This is a genomic window from Bradyrhizobium sp. JYMT SZCCT0428, from assembly GCF_018131075.1.
Taxonomy (GTDB): domain Bacteria; phylum Pseudomonadota; class Alphaproteobacteria; order Rhizobiales; family Xanthobacteraceae; genus Bradyrhizobium.
Window position 1 is genome coordinate 93607 of sequence record NZ_JAFCLS010000017.1, and the last position, 16704, is coordinate 110310.

15 protein-coding genes are annotated in these 16704 nt (G+C 62.3%); 3 read left to right on the forward strand and 12 right to left on the reverse strand.

Going from position 1 to position 16704, the window contains the following annotated elements; translation table 11 throughout:
- Positions 1–34: 34 nt before the first annotated feature.
- A complete protein-coding gene (locus JQ575_RS19155) occupies positions 35–1336 on the reverse strand; it encodes a glycoside hydrolase family 3 protein (protein ID WP_212034770.1) in 1302 nt (433 codons plus the stop codon).
- 291 nt (positions 1337–1627) lie between these two features.
- Here JQ575_RS19155 and JQ575_RS19160 point away from each other — a divergent pair, with 291 nt between their 5' ends.
- The 3 genes from JQ575_RS19160 to JQ575_RS19170 are packed head-to-tail and all read left to right on the forward strand — an operon-like array spanning position 1628 to position 5443.
- A complete protein-coding gene (locus JQ575_RS19160; protein WP_312015967.1) occupies positions 1628–3127 on the forward strand; it encodes a DUF4173 domain-containing protein in 1500 nt (499 codons plus the stop codon).
- A 25-nt stretch (positions 3128–3152) separates the two neighbouring features.
- Positions 3153–3854, forward strand: coding sequence for a response regulator transcription factor (locus JQ575_RS19165; RefSeq protein WP_212034772.1), 702 nt, complete (start codon positions 3153–3155; stop codon positions 3852–3854).
- On the forward strand, positions 3851–5443 hold the full coding sequence (locus tag JQ575_RS19170; protein WP_212034773.1) for an ATP-binding protein: 1593 nt from the start codon (positions 3851–3853) through the stop codon (positions 5441–5443). Before JQ575_RS19165 ends, JQ575_RS19170 begins: the two co-directional genes overlap by 4 nt.
- A 57-nt stretch (positions 5444–5500) precedes the next feature.
- On the opposite strand, the gene JQ575_RS19175 is transcribed toward JQ575_RS19170, so the two are convergent.
- The 11 genes from JQ575_RS19175 to JQ575_RS19225 all read right to left on the reverse strand — a co-directional run bounded on the left by JQ575_RS19175 (position 5501) and on the right by JQ575_RS19225 (position 16607).
- Positions 5501–6733, reverse strand: a complete 1233-nt coding sequence (locus JQ575_RS19175) for an acetyl-CoA C-acetyltransferase (protein ID WP_212034774.1) — start codon at positions 6731–6733, stop codon at positions 5501–5503.
- Positions 6734–7632: 899 nt separating this feature from the next.
- On the reverse strand, positions 7633–8490 hold the full coding sequence (locus JQ575_RS19180; RefSeq protein ID WP_212034775.1) for a CoA ester lyase: 858 nt from the start codon (positions 8488–8490) through the stop codon (positions 7633–7635).
- 4 nt (positions 8491–8494) lie between these two features.
- A complete protein-coding gene (locus tag JQ575_RS19185; RefSeq protein WP_211998688.1) occupies positions 8495–8950 on the reverse strand; it encodes a MaoC family dehydratase in 456 nt (151 codons plus the stop codon).
- On the reverse strand, positions 8950–9726 hold the full coding sequence (locus tag JQ575_RS19190; protein ID WP_212034776.1) for an enoyl-CoA hydratase/isomerase family protein: 777 nt from the start codon (positions 9724–9726) through the stop codon (positions 8950–8952). The genes JQ575_RS19185 and JQ575_RS19190 overlap by 1 nt, the downstream gene beginning before the upstream one ends.
- A gap of 12 nt (positions 9727–9738) precedes the next feature.
- The gene (locus tag JQ575_RS19195) at positions 9739–10938 is read right to left on the reverse strand and encodes a CaiB/BaiF CoA-transferase family protein (RefSeq protein WP_212034777.1); all 1200 of its coding nucleotides are present in this window, start codon (positions 10936–10938) and stop codon (positions 9739–9741) included.
- 127 nt (positions 10939–11065) lie between these two features.
- The gene (locus JQ575_RS19200; protein WP_211998685.1) at positions 11066–11782 is read right to left on the reverse strand and encodes an ABC transporter ATP-binding protein; all 717 of its coding nucleotides are present in this window, start codon (positions 11780–11782) and stop codon (positions 11066–11068) included.
- Positions 11779–12537, reverse strand: coding sequence for an ABC transporter ATP-binding protein (locus JQ575_RS19205; protein ID WP_212034778.1), 759 nt, complete (start codon positions 12535–12537; stop codon positions 11779–11781). Before JQ575_RS19205 ends, JQ575_RS19200 begins: the two co-directional genes overlap by 4 nt.
- Positions 12538–12539: 2 nt before the next feature.
- A complete protein-coding gene (locus JQ575_RS19210) occupies positions 12540–13325 on the reverse strand; it encodes an SDR family NAD(P)-dependent oxidoreductase (RefSeq protein ID WP_212034779.1) in 786 nt (261 codons plus the stop codon).
- Positions 13322–14350, reverse strand: a complete 1029-nt coding sequence (locus tag JQ575_RS19215; protein WP_409364801.1) for a branched-chain amino acid ABC transporter permease — start codon at positions 14348–14350, stop codon at positions 13322–13324. The genes JQ575_RS19210 and JQ575_RS19215 overlap by 4 nt, the downstream gene beginning before the upstream one ends.
- Positions 14347–15249, reverse strand: a complete 903-nt coding sequence (locus JQ575_RS19220; RefSeq protein WP_212034780.1) for a branched-chain amino acid ABC transporter permease — start codon at positions 15247–15249, stop codon at positions 14347–14349. Before JQ575_RS19220 ends, JQ575_RS19215 begins: the two co-directional genes overlap by 4 nt.
- A gap of 98 nt (positions 15250–15347) precedes the next feature.
- The gene (locus tag JQ575_RS19225) at positions 15348–16607 is read right to left on the reverse strand and encodes an ABC transporter substrate-binding protein (protein WP_192738689.1); all 1260 of its coding nucleotides are present in this window, start codon (positions 16605–16607) and stop codon (positions 15348–15350) included.
- Between the last annotated feature and the right edge of the window lie 97 nt (positions 16608–16704).

Genomic DNA, 16704 nt, shown 5'->3' on the forward strand with positions numbered 1-16704 from the left:
CCTTCCAGCACCGAGACCGCGAACAGCGTCTCTCTCAATCCGGCGGAAATGCCCGCTTCAGCCGTGCCTCGCTGTCGCGCAGCGTTACCGGATCGAGTTTCCCCTGAGAAGACGCCTCCTTGGCGCACGCAAAGATCCGATAGAACTGCGTACCGTCGAAGGCGACCAGCAGCAGATCAACGCCGGCATTGAGTGCTTCCACCACCGCTGTGCAGACATTGTTCTGATAGATCGCGCCCATCACCAGATCGTCAGTCATGATGACGCCCTGATAATTCCACTTCTTGCGAACGATGCCGTCAACCACAAGCCGGGAATGCGACGCCGCGCGGTCGGGATCAACAGCGGTCAGCGTCACATGCCCGATCATTAACTGCGCCCTGGAGCCTGCCAGCACATCCCGAAACGGCCGCCAGTCGGACGCTTCGAGTTCCGCCAGAGGCGTGTCGAGACCAGCACTGAAGTGATGGGTATCGGCACGAACCCGCCCCAGTCCCGGAAAGTGCTTGACGGTCGCACCGACGCCGAAGGCCTCAAGCCCATGGACATAGGACCTGGCGATGTCGGCCACGATGGCCGGATCATCGGAAATGGCGCGGTGGCCGATCAGCGTGTTGAAATCGAACCGGTTACGCTTCGCGTCGGGTCGCAAATCCAGCACCGGCGCCAGATTGAGGTTGACGCCAAGCGCCGCCAGTTCCTTTCCGTGCGTTCGCCCGAAGGCCTCCGCTTTCTCCTTGCGAACATCCGGCGGAAGGCTCGCCAGCGTCGAGAGCGCCGGCAATTTGGTCAAGGGCGGCGACAGATGCGAGACGATGCCGCCTTCCTGGTCGGCGGCGACAATCAATGGCGGCAGGCCGGCGGCACGTCGTTTTTCCTGAAGCGCCGAGATTTCGGATTTCAGCGTCTCCGGTGCTCTTCGTACATTGTGCTTGGTGATGTAGATGCCGGCGATCAGGCCTTTTTCGGCCAAGGCAGCCACCTCAGGGAATGATGAATACCCCACCATGAAATGCTGCCCGAGGCTACGCGCCTGCGCGACGTCGGTCTGCAGAACGTTTCGTTTGCGCAACTCGAAAGAAGCTTGCGCGCACAGCATTGACAGCGACGGCAGGCACCACAGCAGGACCAGTAGTTTTCCCGCGATCCCTCGCCTGCGCCAGTGACCGCCACGAAGCAGGCAGGCGAGAACGCCAACGCTCACCGCGACAAGAACGATGTTACCCGTACCACGCAACGCAATCAGATAAGGATCGTTCTTGTTCGCCGCGACGAAAATGAAAGCCAGCCCCGCGAACCAGACCAGGCCGACGCCGATACGTTTGATGATTTGCATGAAGGACGATGCTGTGTGCGTTTGTTACAGGCGAGATCATCGCCGTATCAAACTTGTTATTGCCGCGCGAGCACTTAAGCGGGGCTGCACAGAAACTGCAGACGAATCCTGAAGTCTTGCAGACAGCCTTCCCGGCATTTGCACAACGGCCGCCCATAGCTCGTCTTGCAAACCGGCGACGACCTTCAAATGCCCATTCCCCCACGTCTAGCCAATGATAATTGGTGGCTCTGTGAACCTCCCTCGACGGCGCCGGTCTGCAATTTTTCCCTCCAGACAGGCAGCGCAATGATGGCTGAATTCTCCACGCCGGCACCCCAGGGCTCTGTTCGCGAAAACACTTTCCCAATCAAGCCGGCCATTGCCGTGGCCCTCGCGGCATTGGCCGACTGGCTGTTCTACGGCCAGCGAACCGGAATGTCCGCTGTTATCTTCGCCATTGCACTAACCGGCGGCGCGCTGCTTGCCAATTTCACCAGGCTGAACAAGGCGAAGGTTCTGCTTGCGGGCCTCCTTGTGCTCGCCGCCCTCATCCCGGCCATCGAGGAATTCAATGCGGTCTCACTCTTCTTCATTGTCCTGGCGCTCGGCGTTGGCCTCTCGCTAACGACGGATAGCAATCTCACCGGTGTTGCCGAACAAGCCGCCGCGCTCTGCGACCTTTATCTGGTCGGTCCGTTCAGATTGCTCCGGGACGCCATCAGCGCGTTCAATCTCCCGGCGCTGACGGCAGGTTTCACCGTGTGGTTCATTCCGGTGGTTCTGAGCGGCATCTTCGCGATTCTGTTCGTATCGGCCAACCCGCTGCTTGAGAAATGGATCAGCCTGCTGAACCCCGGCAGCGCCACCTCCTATGTCAGCCTGGGACGGGTGCTGTTTTGGGCGGCCGCTTTGTCGCTGGTTTGGCCCTTTATCCACGTCCGGTGGCGCCGCAAGCCCGAGGTGCCCGCCGATTTGGCCGTGGCAGCAATCGAGGAGCAGGAGAAGCCCGTTCATGACGTCGACTTCCTCGGTGCGGCGACCATCCTGCGTTCGCTGATCCTGTTCAATTTGCTGTTCGCGGTTCAAACCGCCCTGGACGTGTTCTTTCTCTGGGGCAATGCGACGCTGCCGGCCGATATCAGCCATGCGGCCTATGCGCATCGGGGCGCCTATCCCCTGATCCTCACGGCGTTGCTGGCTTCCGGATTCGTGCTCGTCGCAATGAGACCCGGCGGCCCGGCCGAACAGTCGAAGGTGATCCGGCCGCTCGTCTATCTCTGGGTCGCGCAGAACGTCCTGCTGGTTGCGTCATCCATCCTGCGGCTCGATCTCTATGTGCAGATCTACCTGCTGACCTGGTGGCGCGTCGCGGCCTTCATCTGGATGCTGCTTGTCGCGTTCGGACTGTTGCTCATCGTTGCCCGCATCAGGCTCAATCGTTCGAACGATTGGCTGATCCGCGCGAACCTCATTACTTTGACCTCAACGCTCTATATCTGTTCACTGATCAATTTCCCTGCCATCATCGCGAACTACAATGTCGACCATAGCCGCGAGGTTTCAGGCAAGGGTGTTACGGTCGACATCAACTATCTGATCCAGCTCGGGCCCCAGGCCTTGCCGGCCATCGACAAGGCGATTGCACTCCGCAGCCTCGACCGTATCTTTTTCGACCCTATCTTTGTTTCCCGCCGCAATAGCCTCGTAGAACAGCATCGCAATGACTTGGCTTCCTGGCGCACCTGGGGATTTCGGAGCTGGCGGCTGCAGCGCACCCTTGATGCCCAGAAGAGTTCGACCGTAAGCTAGCCATGATCCAGCACCGGAGAGACGTTTGACACACCGTATCCTCATCGTCGATGACGACTTGCATATTCGCGAGGTCATCCGGGTCGCGCTCCGGAAGGCCGGGATGACCGTGTTCGAGGCGCGGGACGGCAAGGAGGCCTTGACCCGCTTCGCCGCCGACAGGCCGGACCTCTTGATTCTCGATATCGGCATGCCGGAATTCGATGGATTGGACGTCTGCCGGGATATCCGAAAATTATCGGACGTTCCGATCCTGTTTCTTTCGGCACGCGACGAAGAGATCGACCGTGTGCTGGGCCTCGAGATCGGCGGCGACGATTACGTCACCAAGCCTTTCAGCCCGCGCGAGCTCGTCGCGCGGGTGAATGTCATCCTGCGCCGCACCTCGCAGCGTGGGTCGGACACCAAGGCGACGGCGGCGCTTTCCCAGGGCGGGCTGCTGGTTGATCCGGAACAGCATGTTGCGGCGTTCGCCGGTACACCGCTTCGCCTGACCGCCATCGAATTCGGAATCCTCAGGGCTTTTCTGACCAGGCCGTCGGTGGTCTTCAGCCGCGAGCAGATCATGAACGCCGCCTATCAGCTCAACATCCAGGTGTCGGACCGCACCATCGACAGCCATATTCGCAATATCCGCGCCAAGCTTGCCGCGGTGAATTGCGACAATGTCATCGAGACCATCCACGGCGTTGGCTTCAAACTCGGCCGATGCGAGCCGCACGCATGACATCACGGGCCGGCGAGAAATGGCGGCCGTCGGTCGGAATGATCATTTTTGCCGCGTTGGCCGCCGTGGCTGCATTGCCTCTGGTCGGGCTGTTCTTCTTTCGGCTCTATGACAACCAGCTCATTCACCAGACGCAGGCCGAGTTGATTGCCCAAAGCCGGGTATTAGCTGCGGTTTATGCGCGGGACGTGGAGGCCCGCCTCAATGCCGGGGTTGTCCTTGGCGCTGAACTCCCGCCCGAAGCGCGTCCTGTTTCGGACGACAAGATGACGCCAATCCGGCCAGCGCTCGACCTTGCCGCCGGCGCCGACCTGCTGCGGCGGCGGCCCGACGCACTTCCAGCCAGTGCTCCCGCATCTCAGGCCTATGTCGAGATCGGCGCGCGGCTGATGCCGATCATCCTGGAAACGCAGAAGGTCACGCTCGCGGGTTTCCGGATTCTCGATCCCCGCGGCGTCGTGATCGCCGGCCGCAACGAGGTCGGCCAATCGCTGGCGCATATCGAGGAGGTGGCGACGGCGCTGCAGGGGCAGTATCGCGCCGCGTTGCGGATCAGGGTCCCCGACAAGCCCCCGCCGCCGATCTACTCGATCAGCCGCGGCGTCGGCGTTCACGTGTTTTCGGCCATGCCCGTGGTCGTCAACAACCGCGTTGCCGGCGTCGTCTACTTATCGAGGACGCCGAGCAACATCTTCGACCATCTCTATCAGGAGCGCGGCAAGTTCATTCTTGCCGGCTTCGCCGTCATCTTCGCCACTGTCATCATTGGCCTGGTATTTTCCCGCACCATCACCCGGCCGATGCGCGAACTGGTCGATCGCGCCGCCCGTATCAGCCGCGGCGACCGCGACGCCTTTCAGCCGCTGGCGCATTACGGCACCCGCGAGTTTTCCCAGCTGTCGCACAGCTTCCTCGACATGGCCGAGCAATTGTCGCGCCGATCGGATTACATCGCGACCTTCTCGTCGCATCTCACCCACGAGTTGAAGTCGCCGCTGACGTCGATCAAGGGCGCTGCAGAACTCCTGCTGGATTCGCTGCAGAGCAAGACCGACAATCTCACGCGGATGGAGCAGAAGAGTTTCGTATCGAATATTCTGGGTGACACCGAGCGCCTGGAAGCCATGACACAGCGGCTGCGCGAACTGGCGCGCGCCGAGACCACGCCGCAGAATGAACACACCGAATTAAGCCAGGTCATCAGTGGACTGAAGAGCCGCTTTCCCACCCGCGCGATCGACGCCACCGGCTGTCTCGAACGTTCGATCGGCATGTCCAATGAGAAGGCGCTCATCGTCCTTTCGCATCTGACCGACAACGCCATTCGTCACAACGCTGGGAATGTGAGGCTGGCAGCGGTCGATGAAGGCGCCACGGTCAAGATGACCGTGAGCAACGACGGAGACCCGATATCGGAACCCAACCGGGAGAAGATATTCGACGCGTTCTTCACCACCCGCCGCGACACCGGCGGCACCGGCATGGGGCTCGCGATCGTCCGGGCCGTGATGGCAAGTCATGGTGGCTCGATCCGGCTTTTGCCATCAGATAAGGGCGCCGCGTTCGAGCTTCAGTTTCCGGCCGCTTAGTTTATTATTGACGCGTTTTCTTCACGCGAACCGGTATCCACTTCGCTCGAAAACGCTTTAGACTCGCTCGATGATGATCGCCGGCGCCATGCCACCGGCGGCGCACATCGTCACCAGGCCACGCCTGAGGTCGCGCCGCTCGAGTTCGTCGAGAACGGTACCGATCAGGATCGAGCCGGTCGCGCCGATGGGGTGACCGAGCGCGATCGAGCCGCCATTGACGTTGACCTTGTCGCGGTCGAGCTTGAGGTCGCGGATGAATTTTTCGGCGACGACGGCGAAGGCTTCATTGATTTCGAACAGGTCGATATCATCGAGCGTGAGGCCTGCCCTGGCCAACACCTTGCGGGCCGCCGGAACCGGCGCATTCAACATCAGGGTCGGGGAGTCTCCCATGTTCGCCATCGCAACCACGCGTGCCCGGGGCTTCAGGCCATGCGCCTTGGCATAATTCGGCGAAGCCAGCAAAACGGCCGCCGAGCCGTCGACGACGCCGGAGGAATTGCCGGCGTGGTGCATGAAGTTGATGTCGAGATCGGGGTACTTGTCGAGGATGAGAGTGCGGTAGGTCGTCCCCTTGTCGTCGAGCGGATAGTCCGCGACCGCGGTAAAGGCGGGCTTCAACCCGGCAAGGCCTTCCAGCGTGGTCTGCGGGCGCGGATATTCCTCGCGGTCCAGCGCAAGGCTGCCGTCCTCGCGATGAACCGGCACGAGGCTCTTGTCGAAATGACCGCCCTTGATGGCGGCGGCCGCGCGCTTCTGGCTCTCCAGACCGAGTCCATCGACGTCCTGACGCGAAATACCCTCCAGCGTCGCCACCGCATCGGCGCAGACGCCCTGATGCGATTGCGGGTGCCGGGCGCGCAGACGAAGATTGCCATTGTCCATCATGAACGGCCCCTCGCCGCGGCGGCCCTCCATCGACATCATCTCGGTACCGCCGGCGATCACGAGATCTTCGGAGCCGGCCATGATGGCGTTGGCCGCCATGTTGACGCAGGTGATGCCGGAACCACAGAACCGGTCCAGCGTGACGCCGCTGGCGCGCACGTCATAGCCGGCATCCAGCGCCGACATCCGGCCGAGATCGCCGCTCTGCGCTCCGCGTTGGGAACTCGTGCCCCAGATGATGTCGTCGACGTCAGCGGTATTGATCCCGGTGCGATCGGCCAGCGCCCGTAATACCGTGGCGCCGAGTTGCTGGGGATGAATGCCCGCGAGCGCGCCCTTGCCAGCCTTGCCAATGCCACGCGGCGTCCTGCAGGCGTCGATGATCAGCGCGTCAACCATGGTGTTTTCCTCAGGGTTTGTTAGTTGGGCGCATTTGCCGCCGGTCAAGACGCAAAGTCAATTCACGCCGCGGGTCTGGGGCCATGCACTTCGGGTAGAGGCGGTCCACCATAGCGCTCATGCTCTCTGCTCGTCGTCCCGGCCTTGAGCCGGGACGACGGCGGTGTTTGTTGTTACACCGTCATCCAAACGCAGTTTCGCATTCTCGCGACGCATTGCGCCCGAGCTTTGCCAGAGACTTCCCGCCCTAAATACAGAGGGCGCAGGGAAGACCGGGTGCGCGCTGCACCCGCGGTCTCGTGTGCGGATTGCACAAAACAAAGTGCACACGAGCATACAGGGCAGCGGTGAACACCCGGCCTTCCCTGCGCAGTGGCTTTACGGCTTATGCCGTGATCTCCCGGAGACGAGTTCTTGGTTGACTCCGTCGCTGCCGTTCAGCTCTCGCCTACCCGACAGCTTGACACCTGCAACGGGTGCCAGGACCACACGGTTTTGCCGTACGCTCAATCCACGCCGTCGTCAGACGTGAGCCAAGCGTCCACCGCAACCCGCCCAACGTCCGTGACGACGGCCGACGCCCTTCTGAGTAGGACGGGATGGCGATATATGTGCCTCTGATTTGCCCTTCCGGAAAAGCGAAACTTTGCCCGACGGGCCAATTTGTCGCATCTCTCACCGTCATTCCGGGGCTTGCGAAGCAAGAACCCGGAATGACGAGGCACGTGCGTAGCGACATCCGGGACTCTTCGCAAAGCTACCCGGATATCGCTGCGCTCATCCGGGCTACGGATCGCTCTACCGAGCCCGCAGTTCGTAGGGTGGGCAAGCGTAGCGTGCCCACCATTCAAGCCATCGAAGTGGATGGTGGGCACGGCGCAAGAGCGCCTTTGCCCACCCTACTTGGCTCGCAGCGCGAGAATCTTTTCGGCGGCGCGCAGATGCGGCTTGTCGATCATCTTGCCGTCGATCTTGACGACGCCGGAGGCCGGATTGTCGTTGAAGGCTTTGACGATCTGCTCCGACCAGGCGATCTCTTCGTCCGCCGGCAGGAAGGCGGCGTTGACGACATCGACATGCTTGGGATGGATCACCGCCTTGGCCAGAAATCCATCCTGACGCGCGGCGATCGATTCTTCCCGTAAGCCTTCGAGATCGTTGATGTCGGTAGCGATGGTGTCGATCGCGACGACGCCGGCAGCCGCGGCGCTGATCAGGCAGAGGTCGCGTGCCAGCAAGAACGGCCCATGATATCGGCCGGCGGTCCGGTTGCGCGAGGCGCCGAGCGACGCCGCAAGATCTTCCGCGCCCCACATCATGCCCCACAGCCGCGGGCTCATGTTCTCGAAATCGAGCAGCTTGAGCACCGCGCGCGCCGTCTCCGTCGCCACCGTCACGATACGGGTGGTTCCGTGTTCGATGTCAGATGCGGCTTCGAACGCATCGAGATAGAGGGATAGTTTATTCACGTCGGCAGCGCCGGCGCATTTCGGCAGCACGACACCGTCGGGCCGGCCCGGGATCACGGCGGCGAGGTCGCCCAGCGTCATGCCGGTATCGAGCGCGTTGACGCGGATATAGATCTTCTGGCTCGGGTTCCGCGCAGCGAGCATTTCGCGCACGGTGCGCCGCGCCCCGGCCTTCTCGTCCGGCGCGATCGAATCCTCGAGATCGAGGATCAACGCATCGGCCGCGGTCTTCTTGGCATTTTCGAACTTGCGCAGGCTGTCGCCGGGAACGAACAGGAAGGATCGCATCAAATCACGCCTTTGGTTTGCAATGCATCAGCCCGGTGCGGCGGCAACTCGCGACTACTTCGCCGCGCTGATTGGTCATGGTGTGCTCGAACTCGACGATCCCCTGCGTCGGCCGCGACTTGCTGGCGCGCTTGGAGATGATCTTCGTATGGGATTTCAGCGTATCGCCGTGAAACACCGGTTTTGGGAATTTGACGTCGGTCATGCCCAGATTACCGACCGTCGTGCCCAGCGTCGTATCGTAGACGCTCATGCCGATCATGATGCCGAGCGTATAGAGGCTGTTGAACAGCCGTTGGCCGAATTCGGTATTCTCGGAGAAATGCGCATCGATATGCAGCGGCTGCGGATTCATCGTCAGCAGGCTGAACATCGTATTGTCCATCTCGGTGACGGTCCGGCTGAACTCATGATGAAATTCCCGGCCGACCTCGAACTCCTCGAAATATAGTCCGGCCATCAGCGCCCCTTGTAGTTTGGTGTCCGCTTTTCGACGAACGCGTTCAAGCCTTCCTGACAATCTTCCGTCGTCGCCACCAGCGCAAAGCTCTCGGCCGTGTTCTCCACCGAACGGCGGAAATCGGCATCGACCGCGCGCATGAAGGCATCGCGGCCGATCTTCATCACGATCGGCGACTTGGCGGCGAGCTTCCGCGCAATATCGCGGGCGCGGTCGAGCGCGGTTCCCTTCGGCACGACTTCGCTGAGCAGGCCCATGCGGAATGCGGTCGCGGCATCAAAGGGCTCGCCTAGAAACAGCGGCCCGAACGCCTGGTGTTTCCCGACCAGCCGGGGCAGCTGCACGAAGTGGATCGCCGGGATCAGTCCGACATCGATCTCCGGATAGCCGAAGGTCGAGGCCTCGCCGGCGATGATCATGTCGCAGGAGATCGCAATCGTCATGCCACCGGCCCGCACCGCGCCGTCGACCGCGGCAATGGTCGGCTTGCCCATGCGATACTGGGTATCGTTCAGCGCGAAATACAGCCGCTCGAGGAATTTCTTGGTTTCGATCCCGGGCTTACCCCTGACGATGTCGAGATCGAGCCCGGCACAGAACACCTTGTGCAGGCTGCCGATGATGACTGATGATACCGACGGATCGTCCTTTGCTTTCTGCAGCGCCGCCAGCAACGCATCGATCAGCGGCATGCTCAGCGCGTTGACTGGCGGCCGGTCCAGCATGATCTCCGCGATCTTGTCCGAGACGGAGTAGCGAACGAGTTCAGCGCTCATGATGCCGCTTCCTTATTGTCTGGCCTGACGCACCGCGCCGGCCGCGATCAAATCATCGATGGTGCCGCGATCGAGCCCGGCCTCGGTCAGGATCGCTACGCTATCCTGTCCGATATCCGGCGCGGGGCAAAGTGCGTCTTCGGAAAGGCTGGCAATACCCGGCGTGCGCGGCGTGTAGACCGGGCCGACGCAGGGGGTATCCTGGCACACCGACGCGTTGGTCGCTTCGACGTGAGGATTGCGCAGCCACTCCCCGGGATTGAGGATGCGTTCGGCAATGATATCGGCCGCATGCAGCCGCGACAGCCAGACGTCAGTCGGTCGCGCCAGGAAAACCTCGCGCAGCTGCGAGATCAGCGTGTCGGCCGCGTCGGCCCGGCTGGCGAAGTCCGCAAAGCGCGGATCGCCGGCGAGATCGTCGCGCTCGATGGCGGCACACAGGCGCTTGTATTGCGGCTCGTTCACCAGCGTCACCATCATCCAGCCATCGCTGGTCTGATAGGACCCCGCCGGCACGTTAAGCGCCCGCGGCGCACCGCCCTCCAGAATATGCTCGGCGACCTTGTGGCCGAGCAGCGCCGCCGTCGATTGGCAGAGATTGACGTCGATCCAGCGGCCGGTGCCGGTGGTCGCGCGCGCGAACAGCGTGGTTGATATCGCCTGGAAGGCGTAGACGCCGGTTACGACGTCAGAGACTGTGGTGCCCACCCGGTGCGGGGTCTTGTCGTTGCCGACATTGATCGACACCAGGCCGGAAAACGCTTGCGCAACGGAATCCGAGCCGGGCCGCTTTGAGTAAGGTCCGCTCTGCCCGAATGCGCTCACCGAGAGATAGATCAGGCCGGGATTGTCGCGCGAGAGTTCCTCGTAGCCAATTCCAAGCCGGGCGGCGACACCGGGACGAAAGCCTTCGATCAGGACGTCGCAGTCTTTCGCCAGTTGCCGGGCGATTGCGATCGCGTCCTTGTGCTTCATGTCGAGGCAGAGGCTGCGCTTACCGCGGTTATAGACCGCCGACAGCGTCGTGTGGTTTCCATAGGTCGTACCCAGGAAACGCGACCAGTCCCCCTCCGGCGGCTCGACCTTGATCACGTCAGCGCCATAGACGCCGAGCAACATCGCGCAATACGGCGAGGCGATGCCCTGCCCGAAATCGAGCACCCGCAGACCCCGGTACGGCGCCTCATGCGTCGGCGATAGCTTTCCGGTCATCTTTTCTCCCTGCCTGTAAAGCGCTGACAACCCTCAGCCGTCATTCCGGGATGGTCCGAAGGACCAGACCCGGAATCTCGAGATTCCGGGTTCGATGCTTCGCATCGCCCCGGAATGACAAACATCGCTACAGCGCCAGATAGCGCTGACGAATGTTTTCGTTGGCTTTCAGCTCTTCGATACCGGATGTGTAGACGATCTGGCCCTTGTCGATAACCGTCGCGTGGCTCGCAAGGCCAAGGCAAAAATGCATGTTCTGCTCGGCGATCAACACCGTGGCGCCGGTGCCGCGAAGTTGTCGCAGCAATTCGCCGATCCTTTGCACGATGATCGGCGCCAGCCCCTCGCTCGGCTCGTCCAACAGCAGCAGCGCCGGATTGCCCATCAGGGTGCGTGCGATTGCCAGCATCTGCTGCTCGCCGCCCGAGAGACGTCCCGCGATCCGGTGCCGCAAGGGCTCCAGCAGCGGAAATACGTCGTAGATGCGCCGGATCGACCATTCGTCCTGGCCATCGGGGCCCTTCTTGGCGCCGATCTCCAGATTGTCTTCCACCGTATGCTCGGGGAAAATCTGGCGGTCTTCCGGTACGAAGCCGAGGCCGGCGCGGGCGATGTGATGCGGCTTCAACCCGGATACGGTCCTGCCCCGCAGGGTGACCTTGCCGCGGCGCGCCGGCGCCAGGCCCATGATGGCCTTCATCGTGGTCGACTTGCCGGCGCCGTTGCGGCCGAGCAGCGCCATGGTCTCGCCCTGCCGCACCGACAGACCGACGCCGAACAGGATCTGGCTGCTGCCATAGAAAACGTCGAGGTCCTCGACCTGCACCACCGGCTGCGCGCTCATATCGCGGCCTCCGCGTGATGTTCGGTGCCGAGATAGGCCTCGATGACGGCCTCGTTGCGGCGGACCGCATCGGGCTTGCCGGTGGCAAGGATTCTGCCGTAGCACAACACCACGATCTCGGGCGCGATCTTGAACACGATATCCATGTCGTGCTCGATGAAGACGACCGTGATCTTCTGTTTCTCCCAGAGCTCCCTGACCTTGTCGATCATGCGCCAGCGCTCCTCGGTGCCCATGCCGGCGGTGGGCTCGTCGAGCAGCAGGACCTTGGGATCGAGCACCAGCGCCAGCGCGATATCAAGCAGCTTCTGGTCGCCATGCGACAGCGTCGCCGCGGTGCGGCTGCGCTTGCTGGCAAGCCCCAGCAATTCCATCGCGTGTTCGGCGCGGTCGCGGGTTTCAGCCAGCGGAAACCGTCGATGCATGACACCGGCGCGGCGCTGATCGGCGCCGACGGCGGTCAGCATCGTCTCCTGCACCGTGAGCGAGGGAAAAATACTTGCGACCTGGAACGCGCGTCCGATGCCATGGCGCACGATCTCGGGCGGCGAGCGCCCGGCCAGATCAACGCCATTGAGCAGGATCTGGCCGGAATCCGGCTTCAGCGCACCGGTGATCAGGTTGAAGAATGTGCTCTTGCCGGCACCATTGGGGCCGATGACAGCGGTCAACGAGCCATCAGGGAAATCGAGCGTCACGTTGTCGGTCGCCTTGACGCCGCCGAAAGATTTCGAGAGTGCGCGAATTTCCAGCATGGCTAGCCATTCGCCTCCCGAAGTCCGCCATAGGTGCTCCATGATGTACCGGCCAACCAGCCGCAATCGACCGGCAGATTGGCGCCCGTGATCGCGGACGCGGCATCGGAGGCAAGAAAGGCGACAACGCGACCGATTTCCGAAGGATCGACCAGACGGCGCAGCGCGGCATTGGCTGTTAGCGCGGAGACATCCCGCTCGCCTTTATCAATCGCGTTCTTCAGCGCCGGCGTCAGCGTATAGCCCGGAGAAACGGCATTCACCCGCACGCCGGAGGGGCCCCACTCCGCGGCGAGGCATTCGGTGATCGCAATCACGGCCGCCTTGGCCGGGGCGTAGGCATGTAACGGCATCGAGCGCATGCCGGCGATCGAGGCGATGTTGACGATGCTGCCGCGTTGGCGCGCGATCATGCGCCGGGCAAAGGCGAGGCAGGCGACATAGGTGCCGCGCTGGTCGACACGAACGACGTCGTCCCAGGCCGACATGGGCAAATCGTGCGGCCGCACCGGCACCTGGATGATCCCGGCACTGTTGACGAGCACATCGACCGGCCCGCATTCGCGCTCAATCGCTTCCGCGCAGGCCTCGACGCTGGTCTCGTCCCCGACATCGGCGACGTAGGCCTTGCCGCCAAGTTCCGCGGCGACATCCCTTGCTTTGGCCAAATCGCGATCCACGACCATCACAAGATCGCCGCCTGCGGAGAGCTCCCGCGCGCAAGCCGCGCCAATCCCGCTGGCACCGCCCGTTACCACGCTGATCCGCGCTTTCGCCGCCGGGCTCATGATGCGCGCTCCCCGGAACGCTCGCGGCGCTGCACGTACCATTCGATCACGAAATCCATCAGGCCTTTGCGCAGGCCGATGGCGAAGAACAGGATCACGATGCCGAGAACGATGCCGTGATACTCGGTCACACGGGTGACGGTATCGTTGAGGATCAGGAACAGCGCGGTGCCTACCATCGGTCCCAGGAAGGTGGTCACGCCGCCGAGCATGTTGATGAAGATGCCCTCGCCCGAAATCGTCCAATAGGCGAATTCCGGATAGGCGCCCGAGACGAACAGCGCCATGATGATGCCGCCGGTCGAGGCGAACAGCGCCGCGAGCACGAAGATCGTCAGTTTGGCGCGCCAGACGTCGATGCCGATAAAACTCGCCCGCGTGGCGTTGTCGCGGATCATGCGCAGCGTGTAGCCGAACGGCGACTGCGCGATCTGGTGCATCAGGAACAGGCCGATCACCAGCAGCGCGCAGCTGACAATGTACAAATGCAGATGGTTGGATAGATCAATGCCCAAAAATGGCGGCCGGGGAATGCCGCCGCGCAATCCTTGATCGCCGCCGGTCAGCGACACCCAGGACAGGATGGTCGAATGGATCAGCATCTGGAACGCCAGTGTCACGAAGGCAAAATAGATTTCCTTCAGCCGCACGCAAATGGCCCCGATGACGAGCGCGACGACAAACGTGATCGCCAGCGTTGCCACGAAAGCCACCGGAACGGCGACACCGGTCTTCTGCATCATCAGCCCGAAGCCGTAGGCGCCGAGGCCAAAGAACATGCCATGGCCAAAGGACGTCAGGCCGGTGTAGCCGACCAGAAGATTGAGCGACGTCGCGAACAGCCCATAGGCCGCGCAGCGGATCACGAAGTCGAGCAGGAATTTACTGCTGGTGAGCATCGGCAGCAGGGCGAGCACGACAAAGACCGCAAGCGCAATCAGGGCATCCCGGTTGGGGCGCGGCTTGGCCTGGGTAACGGAGTTGTCGAGCACCTTGCTCGCCTGTTCGGCCTGCAATTCGGTCACGCGACCTCCTTGCCGAACAGGCCGGTCGGGCGGGAAACCAGCACGATCACCATGAACAGATACATCAGGCCTTCCGTAAACAGGGGAAAGCCGAGCGAACCGAACGAGCGGATCATGCCGATCAGGAGCGCGCCGATCAGTGCGCCCAGGATCGAGCCCATGCCGCCGATCACCGTGACGATGAAGGATTCGATCAGCACCGAAAATCCCATCCCCGGCGTCAGCGAACGCACGGGTGCGGCGAGTGCGCCGGCGAGCCCCGCCAGCATGCCGCCGAGCGCGAACACGCCGCCATAGATCAGGCCGGTGTTGATGCCGAGCGCGGACACCATGCCCGGATTATGCGCCGCGGCGCGGATCACCTTGCCGATCCGGGTGCGAGCAAGACCAAGGCCGAGAACGATCGCGGCCACCAGCGCGACGGCAATCAGCAGCAGATAGTACGGCGGCACCACGCCGCCGGCGATGAACAGCGGCGGAATCTGGAACGCCGCCGGCATCCCCATCGACTTGAATTCCGGGCCCCAGATCATCCGCACGACATCGTCAAATATCAGCACGAAGGCGTAGCAGACCAGGACCTGCATCAGCACGTCGCGGCCATAGACCCGGCTCATGAAGACGCGCTCGAAGATCAAGCCCAGCAGCGCGGTGCCGGCCGCACCGCATAGCATCGCCAGCGCAAAGCTGCCGGTGAGCTGATATGCCGTCATCGCGAAATAGGCGCCGAACATATAGAAAGCGCCGTGGCTGAAATTCACCACCTTGAGCACGCCGAAAATCAGCGTCAGCCCGACGGCGACGAGAAACAGCAACATGCCGATGATGAAGCCGCTGGTGGTTTGCGTCACCAGACAGGCGGAGCTGGCGAGACAGCCGGTGAGTGTATCGAGATCCAAGGGAAATATCCGTTACGGCATGCCGGACGATCGGCGCGCGAAAACCATGGGGCCGTGAGCGGAGGCAGCCCATGCTGCCTCCGTTTTTCGCGGATCGATCAGGTGTAACCCTTGCTCTTCTTCCACTCGGCTTCGAGTTCGAGAATCGTCTTCCAGTCACCCGGCTTGACTTCCGGCACGTAGGGCTCTTGCGGGATCGTCGTGCCCCACCCGATCGCATAGCCGATCAGGGTCTGGTCCTCGGCCCGCATCGTCACGGTGCCGTCGGCGCCGAACGGCGATTTGATCTTGAGGCCGCGCAATGCCTCCGCAATCTTCTTGCCGTCAGCGGAATTCGCCTTCTTCGAGGCCTCGGCGAGCAACATGATCGCGGTTGCGTTCTCCCACGACCAGTTGGTCGGGTACTCGTTGTATTTCGCCTTGTAGGCATCGCCCCAGGCCGCGTTCTCCGCGGTCGCAGGATAGGTCTTGATGTAGCGGTTGCCGGAATGAATGCCCTTGGGCAGGTTCTTCACCACGGTCAGTGCGGTGTAGTCGGCCATGTTGACCGCAAACACCTCCATCTGGGTGAACAGCGCATAGATGTTGGCCTGATCGATGTAGGAGGTCAGATCGCCGCCCCACAGGCAGGAATACAGCGCTTGTGGTTTGGCCTGCAGGATCTTGGTGACAACCTCGGTGTAATCAGGCTGGAACAGCTTTGGCCAGGACTCGCTGATGATCTCGACATCAGGCGCAAAGCGCTTCAGATACAGCGTGAACTCCCCGGTGGTGTCGCGGCCATAGGCGTAATCCGGTGCGCAGGTAGCCCATTTCTTCAGGCCCTTGGCCTTGGAGATCGCAGCCGCGTAGCTGCCGCCGACGATCGAGTCATGCACGCCCTGGCGCGCGGTGCGGAACGCGTTGGGAATGTGCTGCTTGGGATCGGCGGTCAGCGCCGAGGTTTCCGAATTGGTGTGAATGCAGAGCACGCCGAGATCGCGTGCGACTTCGTGCACGGCGAAGGCTCCGGATGAGGCCTCGGCATCGATCAGGAGTTCGCAGCCATCGGTGTTGACCAGTTCGCGCGCCACGCGGGCGGCTTCCTGCGGCTGCCCCTTGGAATCGCGGATCACCATCTCGATCTGCCGGCCGGCGAGACCGCCGGCGGCGTTGACCTTCTCGACTTCCAGCATCACGCCGTTGCGCGATGACGTTCCGAGTTGCGCCACGCGGCCGGAGAGAATGGTGGGCATGCCGACCTTGATGGTCTTGGCCTGCGCCCGCGCCACCCACGGTGTCGCGAAAGTCACGGCACCGGCGCCCATCAGCGCCAGCGTTGAACGGCGGCTGATGCCCGGTTTGCGGGTTCTCGTCATTATTCCCTCCCTGTCGGGTTTGCGTTCCCAGTTTCCTGCCCAAATCCCAGCCGGGGATCGTGCTGCCCCCGTACTCACAAGATTTCAGAGCAAAGGG